16 protein-coding genes are annotated in these 16,577 nt (G+C 38.7%); all 16 read right to left on the bottom strand.

Annotated elements, in window-relative coordinates; all coding sequences use genetic code 11:
* Window positions 1-4 precede the first annotated feature (4 nt).
* A complete protein-coding gene (locus tag A0128_RS07505) occupies window positions 5-2,098 on the bottom strand; it encodes a lipid II:glycine glycyltransferase FemX (RefSeq protein ID WP_069606939.1) in 2,094 nt (697 codons plus the stop codon).
* Window positions 2,095-2,955 (bottom strand): polysaccharide deacetylase family protein, encoded by an 861-nt coding sequence (locus tag A0128_RS07500; protein WP_069606938.1) that lies wholly within the window; start codon window positions 2,953-2,955, stop codon window positions 2,095-2,097. The genes A0128_RS07505 and A0128_RS07500 overlap by 4 nt, the downstream gene beginning before the upstream one ends.
* 5 nt (window positions 2,956-2,960) lie before the next feature.
* Window positions 2,961-3,800 carry a class I SAM-dependent methyltransferase gene (locus tag A0128_RS07495; RefSeq protein ID WP_069606937.1) on the bottom strand — a complete coding sequence of 280 codons (840 nt, stop codon included), beginning with the start codon at window positions 3,798-3,800 and terminating at the stop codon, window positions 2,961-2,963.
* Between the two features lie 19 nt (window positions 3,801-3,819).
* Window positions 3,820-4,725, bottom strand: a complete 906-nt coding sequence (locus tag A0128_RS07490) for a glycosyltransferase family 2 protein (protein WP_069606936.1) — start codon at window positions 4,723-4,725, stop codon at window positions 3,820-3,822.
* Between the two features lie 11 nt (window positions 4,726-4,736).
* Window positions 4,737-5,690, bottom strand: coding sequence for an SDR family oxidoreductase (locus tag A0128_RS07485; RefSeq protein ID WP_069609186.1), 954 nt, complete (start codon window positions 5,688-5,690; stop codon window positions 4,737-4,739).
* Window positions 5,687-6,142: a dTDP-4-dehydrorhamnose 3,5-epimerase family protein gene (locus tag A0128_RS07480; RefSeq protein ID WP_069606935.1), complete on the bottom strand. Its 456-nt coding sequence runs from the start codon at window positions 6,140-6,142 to the stop codon at window positions 5,687-5,689. Before A0128_RS07480 ends, A0128_RS07485 begins: the two co-directional genes overlap by 4 nt.
* Before the next feature lies 1 nt (window position 6,143).
* Complete coding sequence (gene rfbG, locus A0128_RS07475) at window positions 6,144-7,235, bottom strand: CDP-glucose 4,6-dehydratase (protein WP_069606934.1); 1,092 nt, start codon at window positions 7,233-7,235, stop codon at window positions 6,144-6,146.
* A gap of 2 nt (window positions 7,236-7,237) precedes the next feature.
* Window positions 7,238-8,005 carry a glucose-1-phosphate cytidylyltransferase gene (rfbF, locus tag A0128_RS07470; RefSeq protein ID WP_069606933.1) on the bottom strand — a complete coding sequence of 256 codons (768 nt, stop codon included), beginning with the start codon at window positions 8,003-8,005 and terminating at the stop codon, window positions 7,238-7,240.
* 9 nt (window positions 8,006-8,014) lie between these two features.
* The gene (locus tag A0128_RS07465) at window positions 8,015-9,193 is read right to left on the bottom strand and encodes a glycosyltransferase (RefSeq protein ID WP_245667213.1); all 1,179 of its coding nucleotides are present in this window, start codon (window positions 9,191-9,193) and stop codon (window positions 8,015-8,017) included.
* 71 nt (window positions 9,194-9,264) lie between these two features.
* On the bottom strand, window positions 9,265-9,975 hold the full coding sequence (locus tag A0128_RS07460; RefSeq protein WP_069606931.1) for a class I SAM-dependent methyltransferase: 711 nt from the start codon (window positions 9,973-9,975) through the stop codon (window positions 9,265-9,267).
* Between the two features lie 43 nt (window positions 9,976-10,018).
* Window positions 10,019-11,791 (bottom strand): LIC12162 family transferase, encoded by a 1,773-nt coding sequence (locus A0128_RS07455; protein ID WP_069606930.1) that lies wholly within the window; start codon window positions 11,789-11,791, stop codon window positions 10,019-10,021.
* A gap of 47 nt (window positions 11,792-11,838) precedes the next feature.
* Window positions 11,839-12,648 carry a glycosyltransferase gene (locus tag A0128_RS07450; RefSeq protein ID WP_162274101.1) on the bottom strand — a complete coding sequence of 270 codons (810 nt, stop codon included), beginning with the start codon at window positions 12,646-12,648 and terminating at the stop codon, window positions 11,839-11,841.
* Between the two features lie 220 nt (window positions 12,649-12,868).
* Window positions 12,869-13,900 (bottom strand): beta/alpha barrel domain-containing protein, encoded by a 1,032-nt coding sequence (locus A0128_RS07445; RefSeq protein ID WP_069606928.1) that lies wholly within the window; start codon window positions 13,898-13,900, stop codon window positions 12,869-12,871.
* Complete coding sequence (locus A0128_RS07440; RefSeq protein ID WP_069606927.1) at window positions 13,897-14,691, bottom strand: amidohydrolase family protein; 795 nt, start codon at window positions 14,689-14,691, stop codon at window positions 13,897-13,899. The genes A0128_RS07445 and A0128_RS07440 overlap by 4 nt, the downstream gene beginning before the upstream one ends.
* The gene (locus A0128_RS07435) at window positions 14,688-15,350 is read right to left on the bottom strand and encodes a class I SAM-dependent methyltransferase (protein WP_069606926.1); all 663 of its coding nucleotides are present in this window, start codon (window positions 15,348-15,350) and stop codon (window positions 14,688-14,690) included. The genes A0128_RS07440 and A0128_RS07435 overlap by 4 nt, the downstream gene beginning before the upstream one ends.
* A gap of 27 nt (window positions 15,351-15,377) precedes the next feature.
* Window positions 15,378-16,568, bottom strand: a complete 1,191-nt coding sequence (locus tag A0128_RS07430; protein WP_162274100.1) for an ATP-grasp domain-containing protein — start codon at window positions 16,566-16,568, stop codon at window positions 15,378-15,380.
* Window positions 16,569-16,577: the final 9 nt, after the last annotated feature.

Raw genomic sequence — 16,577 nt, 5'->3', positions numbered from 1 at the left:
AACCTTAGAATCGGATAAATTCCCCGGCTAAGGTATATCTCTCGCCGTTGATTCCTAGTTTAAATTCAGCGACGGACGGAGTATTCACTTCGTCGATTCCGCCCAGATCAAATTGGATATAATTTCTTTCCTTCAAAGCAACAATCGCGTTCCAAAGAAGAAATTGATTCGCCTTTAATTTTCGTCCCTCTTCCCCATTCCATCCTACCAAATACATACCGGTTTGATTTGAAACTGTAACGCAAATGCACGCGACTCGCTCTTCCTTGTGTTTTGCAATGAGAATCAACGGTTTTTCTCGATCTGAAAAACATTCTCGAAGTCGTTTTAATAAAGGAATGGATATACCGTTAAATTTTTTCTCTGACATAAGCTCGGAATATTTTTCCAACATCCACCGAAAACTTTCATCATCCTCGGATACTTCAATGGTAAGATCGTTTTTTTCAGAAACGTTTAACATATTCCGCCATTTGCTATCCAAGTTTTTTCTAAGTTCATCGATACTTTGAGTTAGATCGACGTAAGAAGAAGACCATGGTAATTGATTTCGTTTTTTAAATCCTTTTTGATAAAGCGTCAATAGATTGCGCCCTTCTAAATCCATCTCCGGATTAAAAAACAAAACGGAACCCTTCCAAATCGAAGCGAATTTAGTAAGATAATCCAAGACCAAAGACTTTTCTTCCAAGTTCACATCTCGAAAATAGAGAGGGCCTCTGTTGATTCGTATCACCCTAAAAAAATAAAAATATGTTTTGGATAAGATTTGAACTAAGGCAACTTTCTTCCCTTCTATCATCAGAAGAATTCTTTTCGGTTTCCAGCCTTCGATTTGATACTTAGCGTCCCCATAGGACCAGGACTGTAACAAATTTGTCCTTACGATCGATTCCAATTCGTTATCCCATTGGGTTTGATTGAGAGTGGATTCTATAATTTTTAAAAAAGATTTCTTTGAATCTTTAAACGCAATCTTTGAGATTTCTGATTCGGATACAGAAGAATGCAGTGGAAGAAAAAAAGAAGTTTTTCTCAGTCGAATAGCTGTGGAGTGTTCCTTCTCAGCCGTTAAAACTTCAGGCGGCAAATCCGGCCACGTAGAAACGGGAAGCTCGTCTTGAGCCAATTTCGCAAAGAGAGAATTTGCAGATTCTATATTATCAAAAGAATATTCGGATAAATACGGAGTCCAATCCGAATCGCGATCTGAAATAATTTTATATTTTTCTAATAGAACTTGATCCCAAATTTTTTGAATCTCAGACTTTTTCCGCGCGACCTGATTCATTTCTGGAACGATATCGTTTAACAAACGCTTTGAAAGATTGGACATTGTCCGTTGCGTGCGCACAGCGATCGAAACATCTTCTAAAAATTCAGGATTAAATTTTCTAACATTACGAAGTCCAAATTTTTGAAGCGACCTCTTTAAAATCCATTTTGTAGCAACCATTTTTTCTGTCTTAATATCGGAACCAAGCGCATCGCAATGTTCAAGGATAGAATTTCCATCTTTAGTCCCCCACTCAATTTTAGAAGGACCGGAATTTCGAATCACAAGGACAGCCCCGTCCGGAATCGGTAGATGTTTATGAGGACTATAAAGAATAAAATCACCCTTTTCTCCGATTCCTTTTATCGGCTTGAGAACATGAGCGGCATCTTCCACAAGAATTGCATTTTTCCCGCTGCAGAATTCAAAGGCTCGATTAGCGTTACTCGCCTTTCCGAAGTAGTGAACCAAGACAAAGACATCGATAGGATTCGCTTTTTGTAATTCTTTACAGGCAGAATAATTCGGCTCTCTATCCTCCTGAATCGGATAGAATACCAGTCTTACATCTAAGTAACGAAGCAAGGACAAAGAGGTATTACAGAAATAATCAGGAATCCAGAAATAAATTTCCTTTTTGTTTAAACGGATTCTTTGCCAAATAGCGATCGCCGCCAAAGACCAAGCCGATTTTGAAAACCAAATCGAAGTATCGGACGTTCTTAACCAAGGTTTCGATAAATACTCTTCATCAATTTTTTTAAAAGACAAAGAAACCAGTAAACTTTTTAAACTTGGTAAGGGAGCAAGTAAAAATTTCAATATCTTCCCCAGGATTCATAGATCTGATTTTTTTTTCTATATAAAAGATCCGCTCCGCCCTCAAGTAAGGCCCCCGTCAAAAAATGAGAATCCAATGGCGAAATTGCATCCCTTCGAATCGACCAAGGGGGGGAATTTCTATTATCACCCCGTAGTCCCGTATATACAAATTCGTAATGGCTTTTGGCAATCCTAAGAGCTTCAGGACTAAAACTCGCTAAATCACCGAAAGTATATGCAAAATGATGAATCTTTACTTTTAATTTCTCTTCAAGAATTCTTTTTGATACGGCAATCTCATCATTCAATCGAATTGGATCGAGAATTTTTGACAATCTGGCGTGTGTCCTTGTATGACTTCCAATAAAATGGCCGTCGTATAACAAACTTTTAAGATCACCCCAGTTCATCGGAATCCAAGAATCCGGCACTTGTTCGGGAGAGAAGTTCGGATAAACATTCTGAGAGATAAAAATTTTCCTCTCCTTTTCATTTTGAACATCTACAAAATCAGCTATGATAAAAAAGAGGGCTTGAATTCCTAAAGGTTTTAAAACTTCTTCCGCAACTCTTCTATTTGATAAGTAACCGTCGTCAAAGGTCAGCAGAATATTACGGCCGACGATTTCCCTTTTGCCCTTAATCATAAGAGAAAAAATTTCAGGTGAAACAAAATTCCAGTCTTTCGAAATTCTTACCAATTGAGAACGAAATAAGGACTGCTCTTGTATGGGAATATCATGATAAAGTAAAACTCTAAGTTCAGAATTCTTCTTAAATCTCAACGCTTTTCCCAACGCGTTGTATGTCTTCCAAGGAAGATAAGTGGATGCTAAGATATTATGTAGAATGGACATCTAACTCAAGAAGAACGGCGAATCGCTTCAAAACTTTTTTGACGTGCAAAAAGTGAATTCAGTCCGAGAATTTTGGAAAAGTAATAATCTAAAACGCCTAAGAAATTATTTTTTCTTCCGCCAAAAGTCAGTCGCAGATCCGGATGAAAAAAGCATTCTGAATAACCTTCTTTTACGTTTCCTTCACCGTAGAGGCTGATCAAATCTTCCTTTTGAACTTTGTTTGCTTTGTTCAAAAGAAAACTTCCTTCCAACCTACCCTCAAGATGATATTTTTTACCAAGGAGAAAATAAATCATTCGATTAAACGGAGTTATATTCAATGAATAATTAACAAACACACCGTTCTTTTTCAAAACTCGATATGCTTCGCTACAAGCCTTTTTAAAATCAGGAATGTGCTGAAATGTCTGAACCGTCCACACTCCGTCAAAAACCTCATTGGAAAAAGGAAGGGAAGTTGCGTCGGCGTGAACTAAATAAACCGATTCTCCAACGGCATTTCCTAAAAGCTTTTGGGCGTGGGTTAAATTTTCGCGTAGAAAATCCACGATTATAATTTTTACATCGGGTCGATCCTTTGAAATATTTCTCCAGTGCCAACCCCAACAGCCGCCGATATCCAAGATGAGCCCAGTAGTTCCGATATTTTTTAGAAATCTTTTAATTTCTCGATCCATTACAGGTATAGAATGATTCTTTGCGATCGCTTCGAAATAATCCGAATAGTCTTTGGATGCGACTTCGCTCCTAAGCTTTAACTCCACATCCTGAGATGAGGTCGGAATTTCGGCGGAGAAAATTCCATCCTTGGAAAGTTTCAAAGAATTTAATATTGTTTTCATTTTATTTGATAAAGATAGATTAAGAATTGCTTAACTTATTTTTGAATTTCGCGGCAAACAAAGATATAGAAACGATAGGAGACTGAAAGAAAGATTGTATCAAAAGAGATAAAGCACGTAGAAAGATTCCTTCGCGTAAATAAACAAAACCCTTATCGAATTTCAAGCGAATCTTAAATTTTCTCCAAAGTTTCAATTTGTCCTTCTCGAATTCTTGAATATGAAACACATGTTCCTGAATTAGATTTTCAAGATGATTTAAATGTCTTTCCAAAGATCCGGATTGATTGGATCCGTGAATAGTATACTCGCCAAGAACCTCGGGAATAAAAAAGAATCTTGCATTTTCCTTCGCCAATCGAAGCCAGAGATCGTAATCCTCTACCGTAACAAATTCTTGTCTTTCGCTAAACAAAAGTTTTTTTTCCTCTAAGAATTTCCGACGAACCGTCGTCGCCGAAGTAGAAAGGCGGTTTCCGTAAAACAACATCTTACGATAAAAGTCCGTTTCAAAAGGACCGTAGTTTAAGACCCCCTTTTCTTCCGAATCGATTCGAACTATATGTTCATCGTTGCAGATTACGTCGACCTCATTGTTTTGTCTTTGAATTTCATGGACTATTTTTTCCAATTTTGTTAGAAACCATAAATCGTCAGAATCTAAAAAAGAAATCCAATCGCCGTTGGATTCTTTGATTCCTACATTTCGAGAAGCGGCGATGATTCCGTTATTATTTATTTTTTTTAAATAAATTCGAGAATCACGAAAGGAGTCGACTACTTCGTCCGTATTATCCGTGGAATGATTATCGACTATGATCGCTTCCCAATGCAAATAGGTTTGATTGATCACGGAGGCGAGAGATTTTTTTAAAAAATGCGCGTGATTGTAAGTAGGAATCACTACCGTTATCAAAGGTTTCATCGGGAATTATTTTAGTTTTTGAAATTCAGTTTACAGAAATTTAATAATTGATCGATCTCTGACGTGCCAAAGTTGGAATATTCAAATCCGCTTGAAAGCAGTTTTGTTACGTCATATCTAAAGTCGGAAGAATATTCCTCGTCCTTAGGCTGAACCCTCTCTAATTCGGGTGAAAAACCTAAAACCAATCTACATCTTTCTTGAATAAGTTTTGCCATTTCCCAAACGGAGATTGAAAGCCCGCCTCCAACGTTAAAAGTGTTCTCGGTTTTTTCAAGAGAAAATGTGATCAAATGTTCTATCGCGCGACACACTTCGTGAATCGGAATAAAATCTCGCTTTTGAATTCCAGTAGATTTCAAAACCATCCGTTTAGTAGTTACTGCTTGTCTACAAAGATCATTTACCAGCAGCATCCAGCAATCAACTTTGGGATCGACCGGCGCTCCGTACGCGTTCGATAACCTGATATTGATGCCCGAAATTTTTCCATCCAATGTGCGTTTGTTAACTTCGGTCTCTCCGGCAAAATTACTCGTCGCGTAAGGATGAATATTCGTGACTAAAGAGGATTCTGATATGATTCCTTCAAACGAATTGCTATAGACGTGCGCCGTGGATAAAAACAAAAAGCGAGATACTCCATTCTTTATAGCTGCATCAAGAAGACGACCGGTTATATGCCCATTAAATTCCAGCGCTCTTCGTGGATCCTTTGTACAATCCGAGGCATTCATCCCGGCACAATGAATTATAATTTCAGTATTTTGGCAGGCTGAATCCAGAGACGACTGCGAATCCCAAACCATAGAGACAACTTTCCCGCTTCGAATATAAGTCGGTAAAAAAATATCTTTTGTAGTTCCGAGACGGATTTCATTTTTATCCGATTCGGCTAAATACTTTGCGATCCTTCCGCCTAAAAATCCGGAGGAACCAGTGATCAAAATCTTTTTTCTATTCATGAATTCCATTGAAAAGGAATCGAAGAATCCTGATCCGGTAGTCTTTCGGATTCAGTTGGATCATGAGGAATATCCGTAAAATTTACAATCAAAGCTTTTTCTTCGGAAATGCAAGTAAAACCATACCATAGCATTGGCGGAATTTTTACTCTTTGATATTGATCAGGTCTTCCTAAAATTAGCTCCTGAATTTTTCCCTTTGTTTTGGATTCGTTTCTGGTATCATACAAAACTAATTTTATCTTTCCCTTAGGAACGGTAAAATTCTGAGTTTGCCGTTTATGAATTTTCCAGGCTTTGATAGATCCTGGATTAACTTCCGAAAAATAACATTCTCCAAAGCTTATATATTCCGGATCGTCGGAACGAATCATATGTAGCACAGATCCTTTCGGATCAAATATCTCTTTTAGAGGAGTTATGATTACTCCTTCCAGCGTCTCTTCGCTCATCTTATTTGGCCCAAATATATTTCTTCTTAGAAGCCAATTCACAGTATCGATTGATTTGAGAAACGGTGAAATCATAGATTCCCGTTTTTCTATCAATCCAGTTTCGATACCAATCTACTGTGAAATCTACGGTTTCAGAAAAACCAAGCACCGCCTGCCATTTTAAATGAAATAAAACCTTATCGCAGGAAAGCTTCAGAAGATTAGCTTCCTTTCCGCCTCCTTCAAATCCTTTTGGCACCGACCATCCTACTCCAGGCCATCTTTCAACCATTGCGTCCAATAATTCCGAAACCGTTTGGTTTACGTTTGCATCGGGTCCAAAGTTAAACGCTTCCCCGTTCAATCCTTCCTGTCCCAAATATAACTTTGCACCTAATAATAGGTAACCGCTAAGCGGTTCTAATACGTGCTGCCAAGGTCGAGTTGCTAAAGGACTTCTGATTGATACGGATTCTCCGGAGTTCCATGCACGAATACAATCCGGAACAATTCGATCCGCCGCCCAGTCTCCGCCGCCGATCACGTTGCCTGCTCTTGTTATGGCCACTCTCGTTTTGCAATTTTTTAAAAAAGAATGATAGAATGAATAGGCGACCAAATCGGCGCAACTTTTTGAACCGCTATAAGGATCGTGACCGCCGAGTGCGTCCGTCTCTCTGTAACCCCAACACCATTCGTCGTTACGATACGCTTTATCGCTCGTTATCAGAACGGCAACCTCGATCCATTCTCTCGTTCTTACCAAATCGAGAAGATTGACCATCCCCATCACATTGGTTTCAAACGTAGAAACCGGATCTTGATACGACTTCCTGACCAAAGCTTGTGCGGCCATATGAAAGATTATCTGTGGACGAAAATCGTCAATTGCTTGGGCTAAGCACTTTTGATCCCGGATATCTCCTCGATAATCTTTAGTCTTATCGCTAAGGCCCAATAATTGAAAGTGATTCGGTGAAGTCGGTATATCGAGAGAAAATCCCGCGACTTCCGCTCCCAAAGATTGAAGCCAAACTGCAAGCCACGAACCTTTAAACCCAGTGTGACCAGTAATCAGGACTTTTTTGTTCTGATAAATATTCTGAAACATAGTTAGCTAAATTTCCAAGGCGCCTTATTCTGAATCCATAATTCTTCTAAGGTTTGCTTATCTCGAAGAGTATCCATACACTGCCAATATCCGGGATGATGATAAGCCATCAATTCGCCGGCTCTCGCAAGGGCTTCTAAGGGGGCTCTTTCTAACATCGTAGACTCATCCGGAATATAATTTAGAATCTCAGGTTCAAAAATAAAAAAACCTCCATTGATCCAACCCTCTTCAGCTTGAGGTTTTTCCTGAAATTGGGTGACTTGATTTCCGACGATAGACAATTCACCGAATCTTACGGGTGGCCTAACTGCGGTTACGGTAGCTAACTTTCCATGAGACTTATGGAAAGTTACGAGTTTTTGAATGTCCACGTTGGAAACTCCATCGCCATAAGTGACCATAAACCTTTCCTTTGAAAGCTGATCTCGAAGACGAAGCAATCTTCCTCCGGTCATCGTAAGCGCTCCGGTATCGATGAGTTGAACTTTCCAATCTTCCGCAGTCGGATTGGAATATTCAACGGAGCCTGACTTAAGACTTACCGTAAGGTCACTCATTCTAGCGTGATAATTTAAAAAGTAATCTTTGATCACTTCTCCCTTATACCCGAGAGCTAAAACAAAATCACCAAACCCGTAGTGTTCGTAGATTTTCATTATATGCCAAAGGATCGGTTTCCCGGCAATCTCTACCATAGGTTTCGGTTTTACGGTAGTTTCCTCGCTCAAACGAGTCCCCAAGCCTCCGCAAAGTATTACAGTTTTCATTAAATTTCCTTAAAGAATTGTACAAAGTTTTTCATATTCAGAATTCATTTTAGACGAAGTAAACTCTTGGATAAATCTATCATAACCTGCGAGACCCATTTCCTTACTCAGTTTAGGGTTCATTAATAGAGAATCGATAGCTTTCCCTAATGTATGCGCATCACCCGCAGGAACAACAATCCCTGTCTTGCCGTTTACGACGACTTCTTTCATCCCACCAAAGTCGGTGCAGATTACCGGTTTTTTCATTCTCATACTTTCTATAATCGCCATTCCGAAACTTTCAAAATGTGCTGATGGAACGACCAATAAGTCGATTTGTTTTAAAAATTGATTCACGTCGTCGTGAAATCCCAGGAAGGTAACTGGATTTTTATAACCGAATGAAATATTTTTTAGATATTGAATGTAATTCGGATCGCCGGGACCTAAGAGAGCGAGCTCACTTTTTGCGGTAACAAATTGAAACGCTTCTACTAAAGTATGCGGAGCTTTCGGAGGAGCTAGAGATCCAATAAAACCGACGACCTTTTTTGCTTTCGGAATCCATTTCAACTCCTGTATTGTGTGCTTTGCTTCGTCTTTTTTGTAATCGATCGGAATTCCATTATACACTCTTTTCAAGGAACGAGAAAAAACTTCCTCTTCCAATTCTTTTTTTAGAGAATCCGAAACCGCGACGATCTCCGTTGCGGAGAACTCCATCGTTCTTCTTTGAATAAAACGCGAGAAGGAATATAAGAATTTAATGAATCGATTTTGTTTAGCTGGAAAATTATGAAGGATCAAAATTCTATTTCTAATTCTTAGAATTTTTGAGGTTATCATCAGTAGTCGACTGAGACGACCCCCCGGCCAGCCTCCACTATGACAATAAATAACATCCGGTTTAATTTTCCTAAGCCTTACAACAAATTGAAGAATAAAGAAAGGTGCGGAAATAAACGAAAGAAAATTATAAATTACTTTCCTAAGAATTTTCACGATTAAATTCGAAGAATAAGCCTCTAAAGCGTTATTAACATATTCTTCCGGGAGAGGAAAAAAAAGAGTTTCTACGGAAACGCTCTTTTCCTCGCGAAAAAAATCGAAAGTCTCACCAACGGCCCAGTGTTCTTTATTAAGTAGAATAGTTACTTTATTGTCTTTACTTGCCTCTAAAGCCTGACAGCTCCAGACTCGATACATACCTTTTGTAGATTTAATGTATTCATCGGAAAAAAATAAAATATTCATGAAGAAGGAGAAGAAAGAATGATTTAGTTACAAAGATAGACGTTAATGGAACGAGAATTTTTATTCTTCATCGATAGCCCGAACAAAAGATTAATTAACCAGATTTTAACTCTCGTTCTAATACCGAGAAGCGGTTTGGTATCGACCGAATCAAACAACTTGATCTTTTGAAAACCATTCGTCAGAGCGATTTTTCGAAACAACCAATCAGGAACCTCCGTGATATGACCGACCGAATTCTCGTAACCACTTTCTCCGAAATAAATGGAATGACCTTCGGTGATATAAAAGACGCGGTCCAACATCGAATCTCCGTTCGGAGTTGTAATGATCATTAATCCGTTCGGCTTCAACAACTTACGAATATTTCGAATAAAATTCCAAGGATTCTCCAGATGCTCCAGTATTTCAATCGCAACGATCAAATCGTATTTCGTATCCGGAATTTTTTTGCTGAACGAATCGTTTAAATCGAGAGAAAACTTCCTGTTAGCCTTAATCAAAGCCTGCTTTTCAAAGTCATTGATATCTACACTCCAAGATGGAAAAGAATCCATCAATCTTTGAGCAAATGATCCTGTTCCGGTTGCGATATCAAGCACCTTCAGCTTTTTAGAATCTCCAAGATTTTTACGAATGATATCAAAGCAAAGTTCATGGACGCGGTAATCCGCCTTAATAGGCAAACCTTTGTATTCCCTACCCCATACAAAATTCTCTTTTTTTCTAAACATTTTAGTTTAATTCCTTTATAACAAATCTGAAAAAAAAACACCTTTAAGGGTGAACCGAATTGATTGTTTTCTTGGAAGCATCCACGAGTATTTTTTTTAAAGTCGAAATTGAATTCGGAACCTTTCTTGCATAACGATTGCAAAAAAGACTTCGTACAGACTGAACTTCCTCACTCTGCCACCAAACTTCGATTGAGTCCCATTGTGAAGTGATAAATTCTGCGGTAGACGCATGCGAAGAATGAAAGATTCCCACTTCCTTTAGCCTTTCATAATATGGAATCGCTTCCTCGACCAAGTGACTCAAATCATTTCTCCAAAAACAAAGAGTTGGAATATTCAGACTCAATGTTTCTAATATTCCGGTGGAATCGTAAGAATGAACGACTAACCTGGATTTAGCAATTAGATCCTGTAATTTCAAATGATTTGGATCAATTTGAACTGTCGGAAACTTTTCTTTCCATCGCTCCTTATCAAACCATTCAAAATGTTTTGATGAGTTGTGAAGTCTAACAATCACCATATTGCGAATGTCGTCAGGTAGACTTTCATAAAAATCAAGTTGTTCTTCGAAATATTGAGTAAAGTCCTGCCATACGTCCTCGGGACCTAAACGAAGAGGTGGAGGAAGTTCAATTAGCAAAAGCCCACCACTTGGATCATAAATCCCGTTCTCTTCGTTGCACTTAGTGATTACAAAAGCAGGAAGTTGCTTTTGTTCGTCATAAGACCAACCCCAACTTACAAAACCATCAGTGCTAATGAGTTCGGGTAACTTTTCGAGTCCATACAAGGTTCCATAATTATTACCGTGCTGTCCTACAAAGTAAGGTACTCCTTCGTTTACACGTTCCGCGGACCAGACTTTAAAAAGTTCGTCCGTATCAAAGTTATTTGAAGTAAAGATAAAACGAGGCTTGCTCGGCCAATTGACTTTTTTCGACTTTTGCAAAAGTTCAGAAAACCCTTCTACATAACAAAGAGGCAAACATCTACCGATCATGTTTCGCGCAAACGATTCGAAACTTTGTTCCCCTGAAACCGCGATTTGGAATTCTTTTCTTAGATTTGGATCGATTTCCCATTCCGATAATTTTTGACTCTTCCAGATTTGTGGAATCTGCTTTAAGCCTACTTGTAATTTCAACTCATAGATAAATGGCAAATACGAATTGATGATAAAGGCGTCCTTCTCTCTCGAAAACAAAGGAACCACCTGGTCAATGAAATAATGAAGAATCCTCTTCCAAGCAGACTGTTTGCTAGGAAGCGGGATCACTTTATTTAAAAAAGCCGGCTCATTCTTTTTTACGATCTCTTTCAGACCAAAATACTTTAAGATTTCTACATTGAGAATATGATTCCAAAAATTCTCATTCGCATTCAAAATAAAGAGAATCGAATCATTCGGAGCCAAATCAAATTCTTTATAATCTAAGGAAATAGTTCCTGAAATCTCATAACGATCCAAAACTTGTTCTATCGTTCTGTAGCGATTGTAAAGAATTCGAAGATATCTCAGGATCCAATGACCCAAAATTAAATTCCAATACCGCGTCGAATTCGAAACCCCGTGAAGACGATTTAAAAAAACGGTAAGTTCTTCTAAAAAAACTTCATTTAAATTCCTTAAATATCCTAGATCCTGCTTTTTTACATTAGGATCGACCCCGTAAGGAATTGCGATTTCAGCGTTCAATGCTGACCAGACGTGTCGTCTATCGTACCGGAGACACCATTCGCCTAAAAATAAAACCGATTCCTCCTGATTCCAGGAACGTTCATCAGCTGTGGTGATCAGAAAGCGTTTCAATTGTAAACGTGAAAGACGATTAATAAGATTTGTTTTAAAATTTAAAACTATGTAGGAATTTTTCGAGTTGAAAGTTCTATAATTTTTCCGGCTAAATTATCGGCCCCTTTTCCATCGATCAGGGCTCGCCCAATTTCATATTTGTTCATTCGGACTACTTTCGATTCTAAAACGGAAATTCGCTTCGCCACTTTTTCCAAAAGGTTCGAGTCATCCCAGTTTAAAATTTCATCGACACTTCCCCTTTCAAAGAAGGATTTAATATTATTTACTTGATCATAATCGATACAAATGGCGATAAACGGAATTCCCAAGAAAGCCAATTCATTCATCGTCTGACCAGCCGCCGTAATGACCAAGTCGGACGAACATAATAAATCAATCATAGATTTAGCGTCTAACTTCCTGAGTATTTTAAAGTTTGAAATCTGGTATTTCTTATTCAACTCGTCAGCGTATTCATCGGTTCCCGCCAAAGCTATAAATTCAATCAAAGGATAACGTTCGACAAACTTCGAAAATTTGGGAATTAAATGTCGATAATCGCTACCACCGCTCGTAAGTATTACTTTTTGAATTTGATCTCTTACAGAATAATCGTTACGACGATTCTTAAATTCTGGTCTTAAAATCGTATAAAGATTTCCTGAAATGATATCCGCCTTCTGATTTGAATATTCGATTTCGGCGCCGTGCACGTTTGGATTTACGATGAGATCAAAAGGATAGTAGATTCTGTTAAAATCGTCGATGACCGCAGTGAATGCGAAATTTCGAGATATACGTTCAAGAGCTTCATCATTAGATATGTAGGAATCGACGATCGCAATATCTCCCGAAGGTATTTGCTGATTCATATCCATCCAATTTACGAAAGTAGATTTTTCATATTTGAAGTCTTGCCATTCTTTAACATAAATGCAGATATCTGTAGCTACTCCACTTGATTCCAATGCGGTCCTTAACGCTTCACATCGAATCAGGTGCCCGTACCCGATTCCATTTCCGGTTTCTGTAAAAAATATTGCCTTCATATTCTTTTACTACTTTATTTTCTCGAAACGTTAAAACAGGATTTCAACTAAATTCGTCGATTCTCGCCAAATCCTTGGCTACGGATTCAATAAGTTCGTCGCTTGGATTTATACAGTTCACTTTCGAAACTCCAATAATCAGCTTACGAAGATCAATATCATATTTTTTTAATATACGTTTGAATCGAGGCAGATGTCCGGAATGAAACTTAGATATTCCAATTACAATATCCATAGAACTTAGTCCTTGAGGAAACAACATCAAAGGTTCGATGATATTTTCAGACATTTCTAAGAGCAGAAACGGATCTAAATTAGAATCATAACCGTATTCTTGAAAAATAAAAGCCATCGCCTCGGTCTGGGCATTCCCTGCGCTTCTCCCCATCCCTCTCAGAGTCGCGTCGACAAATTGAGCGCCTCCTTTCAAAGCCGCCAGAGAATTTGCGTTCGCCATTCCAAGGTTATTGTGACCGTGAAAGCCGGCGGGCAAATCCGAATTATCCTTAATTACGCTTACGTACTCCCTAATTTGCTCCGGCATCATGCAACCCGCGGAATCCACTAGACAAATCAAGTCAGCGCCCCAACCGTTCATATTTTTTATAATATTACCTAATTCTAATGAATTGACCGCATAAGATTTCATCATATTTATGCTGACGTGCAAACCCAGCTCTTGAGCATAATCGATAAAACTTCTTGTTGCCTCTAAATCCGTTACGTCCTTCCCGATTCGGATAAAATCGAGCCCGGCCTCTTTTGCTCTTTTAATATCTTCCTTTTTGCCAATACCGGGAATAAAAAAAGCACCCACAAAAGAATTCTTTGTCACAGACTTGGCAGTGCTGATATAATCTTCATCAGCTTCGAAAGCGATTCCGTTGGAAGGATTGGACGCGCCCAATCCAAGTCCGTGACCCACTTCGATCAACCGGATTCCTGCCTTATCCAGATTGGAACAAATATTACGAGTATCTCTTGCCGAGAACTGGAAATTTATCGCATAACCACCGTCACGAATCGTACAATCCAAAAGAATCGGCGACTGATGTGTTTTTAAAAATTCTTTCATAACTTTAATAATTTTTTGGAAGTCTTAAATAGAATCTGATCGATTTGTTCGAAATCCAGGTTAAACTTTTTAAAAAAGATATTATGATCTTCGATGGCGGTTTCCAAGGTAACAAATGGAAAATCGGAACCGAACATAAAACGATCCGCTCCGAACTTTCGGATCCCGTACGCCAGATCCATTTCTACGCTGCTATTTTTCCAAAACGTCACGGAAAACGAAGTCTCTAAATAAGCATTCGGATACATCTCAGCAATCAAGAGCGCTTCTATCAACTTTCCCCCACCCGCATGAACGAGCAATACCGGACAGGATACCGCGTCCAAAATATGAACCGCCAGGGGAAGACTATAGTATTTGTATATCTTCTTACTTCCAAACGCGGAGCAAACATTGATATAAAGACCGAGCCTTTCCGCTTCGATACAAATACTTCTAATTTTATCAAAGTCAGATTCCTTAATTTCTTGCAGATAAGAATGAAAAGTTATCGACTTAAATCCTTCCTTAGCCGCGAGATTCAAAGAATCCATCCAATCCTTGTCTCTAAAATCAACAAGGTAAGAATAGGAAAAAAGTTTATCGTTCTTATTCTCGCGAAAAACATTTAGATGAGAACTACTCTTTAAGAATTGAATATCAAAAAAACAAATCACACCGTGCGCAATCTGATTTCTTCCGAAACTTTCGGATAGATGGGAATGAACATTCGATAAACTATTCGGAGCTATATTGAATAAGTCGGCTTCACTCGGTTTTAAAACGGGGTGAATAAACATATCTATAATCATAATGGATTCTTCCTTAATTGCAAAACAAACTCTCTTTGAGGAATGGAGCTATAATCTTGCAACAAATTAACGTGAGGAGTCAAGGTTAAGGCAAATTTCAACATTTCAACGGGATCATAATAATAAACAAAATCGTCGGGAGGATATTTAAAATCAAGAACAGAGCTCAACATATCCACAACGAGCACGCCCTTGGAATAATGAAAAGCCTGAGTTATCATACTTTTTGCAAAATCCATATTCTGAATTTCGGAAAAACGAAAATTCAACACGCCAAACATAGCGACTATATCAAAATACTCGGTTTGAATTTTTTCCGGTTGAGAAAGAATATTCACGATTTCGAATTTACTCTTTGGAAAACGTTTCACGCATTCCCCTATCAAATCCGGATTGATATCGACGCCCGAGTATTCGCAACGTTTGTTCGGGAAATTCTCCAAAAGAAATTGATGAAAATCGGCGAATCCACAACCGATATCCAATACTTTCTTATCGGAGATATCAATTCCTCTGACAGCATTCCTAAATCGAGTTTCTTGATTGGTTTTATTATCCCAGCCAAGAGTTTTCGGATCCTGACCGAATTTTTGATATCGATTCGAATATCTTTCGATCAATTTTTTATCTATATTTTTTAATTCGTTAAGATTTATCATAAAATTCTCAACCTAAAGAAAGAATCATTATTCATATTGAATTTTTATCGTATTAAAAATCAATTCGCGAGTTTTTTCAAGAGAATCTACGTTCTCTGCCGAAATGATCGCAAAACCGTGTCGATCGGCGCCGGATTGCATCGGTTGCAAAACATCCCCTTGCTTGATCGAAAGCTGAATATGCAAAAGTCCAGGCACTTCATTTGCCTTATCCAAGCCTCCGATTGTTTTGACTTTGCCGGGAGCAAAAATAAAGAATGTCAGCATCGCTGCCTTTTTATTAAAGCTAAGATTGACTGAATACTTTTCATTCATCGCATTTGCGATGATAAGCTCCGAAATATTTACGTTACTGACTTCGGGGATAATTTTTGCGGAAGTTAAAACGCCGCCTCCGCGAGTCGCAGTTTCTAAAAGAAAACAACGCCCTTTATCATCCAAGACGTATTCGGAATGAGTCGCTCCCTTTTTAATTTGTAGAGCTTCGATGACCGCAGAATTAGTTTTAAGAACGTGTTCAATAGACTCAGCGGAAATCGCAGCCGGATAAAGAACTTCCGTAATGATCGGTTTATCGCCGGGGGTAACCTTCTTGGAAGCGATAGCGAGATTGTGGTGTTCCCCATTTTGATCCATACAACCGTCTACGGTTAAATGAGTACCTTCAATAAACGCTTCCACAAGAACCTCTCTGGAATGAGCATTCAATAAAGAATCAAGGTAGGCCGCTTTCAAATCGTTATTTTTCTCAACCTTATGAACTCCGAAACTTCCTCTATTATCAGTCGGTTTCACAATGACCGGAAGGCCGATTAACTCAGCCGCCGCTTCAACCTCTTCTAAAGTTCGACAAGCGACAAATCTTGGTTGAAGAATATGATGTTCTCTGCATCTTTCTCTCATCCATCTTTTATTGGTAGTAAACTGGGCCGCCGCAATTCCGTCCGTCGGAAATCCCAAAGTCTCGTTTACATAGGTGGCTGCATAGTGGGAATAATCACACTCGTCCGCGACAACACCTTCTACTTTGTGTTTTTTTGCGATTGTGAGAGCTTTACTTAAGTCTCTCGGATCCAGACTTTCGGTTACATCCGCATACTGTAAACCGATCGCTTCTGGATTTGAATCGGTTGCAACAACGTAGTAACCTTTGCTCTTAGCCGTTTGAATGAGAGGAAGTTGTTCCCAAGTGGCTCCGATGATCATTAATTTTTTCAAGTTAGTTTC

This window comes from Leptospira tipperaryensis (assembly GCF_001729245.1).
Classification (GTDB): Bacteria; Spirochaetota; Leptospiria; order Leptospirales; family Leptospiraceae; genus Leptospira; species Leptospira tipperaryensis.
The sequence above is the reverse complement of the archived record's forward strand: the minus strand, read 5'-3'. Positions and strand labels throughout refer to the sequence as shown.

Excerpts from the sequence above, each read along its gene's own strand:
- A0128_RS07500 (WP_069606938.1), bottom strand. The coding sequence starts at position 2,955 with ATGTCCATTCTACATAATATCTTAGCATCCACTTATCTTCCTTGGAAG.
- A0128_RS07495 (WP_069606937.1), bottom strand. The coding sequence starts at position 3,800 with ATGAAAACAATATTAAATTCTTTGAAACTTTCCAAGGATGGAATTTTC.
- A0128_RS07490 (WP_069606936.1), bottom strand. The coding sequence starts at position 4,725 with ATGAAACCTTTGATAACGGTAGTGATTCCTACTTACAATCACGCGCAT.
- A0128_RS07485 (WP_069609186.1), bottom strand. The coding sequence starts at position 5,690 with ATGAATAGAAAAAAGATTTTGATCACTGGTTCCTCCGGATTTTTAGGC.
- A0128_RS07480 (WP_069606935.1), bottom strand. The coding sequence starts at position 6,142 with ATGAGCGAAGAGACGCTGGAAGGAGTAATCATAACTCCTCTAAAAGAG.
- rfbG (WP_069606934.1), bottom strand. The coding sequence starts at position 7,235 with ATGTTTCAGAATATTTATCAGAACAAAAAAGTCCTGATTACTGGTCAC.
- rfbF (WP_069606933.1), bottom strand. The coding sequence starts at position 8,005 with ATGAAAACTGTAATACTTTGCGGAGGCTTGGGGACTCGTTTGAGCGAG.
- A0128_RS07465 (WP_245667213.1), bottom strand. The coding sequence starts at position 9,193 with ATGTATCGAGTCTGGAGCTGTCAGGCTTTAGAGGCAAGTAAAGACAAT.
- A0128_RS07460 (WP_069606931.1), bottom strand. The coding sequence starts at position 9,975 with ATGTTTAGAAAAAAAGAGAATTTTGTATGGGGTAGGGAATACAAAGGT.
- A0128_RS07450 (WP_162274101.1), bottom strand. The coding sequence starts at position 12,648 with ATGAATCAGCAAATACCTTCGGGAGATATTGCGATCGTCGATTCCTAC.
- A0128_RS07445 (WP_069606928.1), bottom strand. The coding sequence starts at position 13,900 with ATGAAAGAATTTTTAAAAACACATCAGTCGCCGATTCTTTTGGATTGT.
- A0128_RS07440 (WP_069606927.1), bottom strand. The coding sequence starts at position 14,691 with ATGATTATAGATATGTTTATTCACCCCGTTTTAAAACCGAGTGAAGCC.
- A0128_RS07435 (WP_069606926.1), bottom strand. The coding sequence starts at position 15,350 with ATGATAAATCTTAACGAATTAAAAAATATAGATAAAAAATTGATCGAA.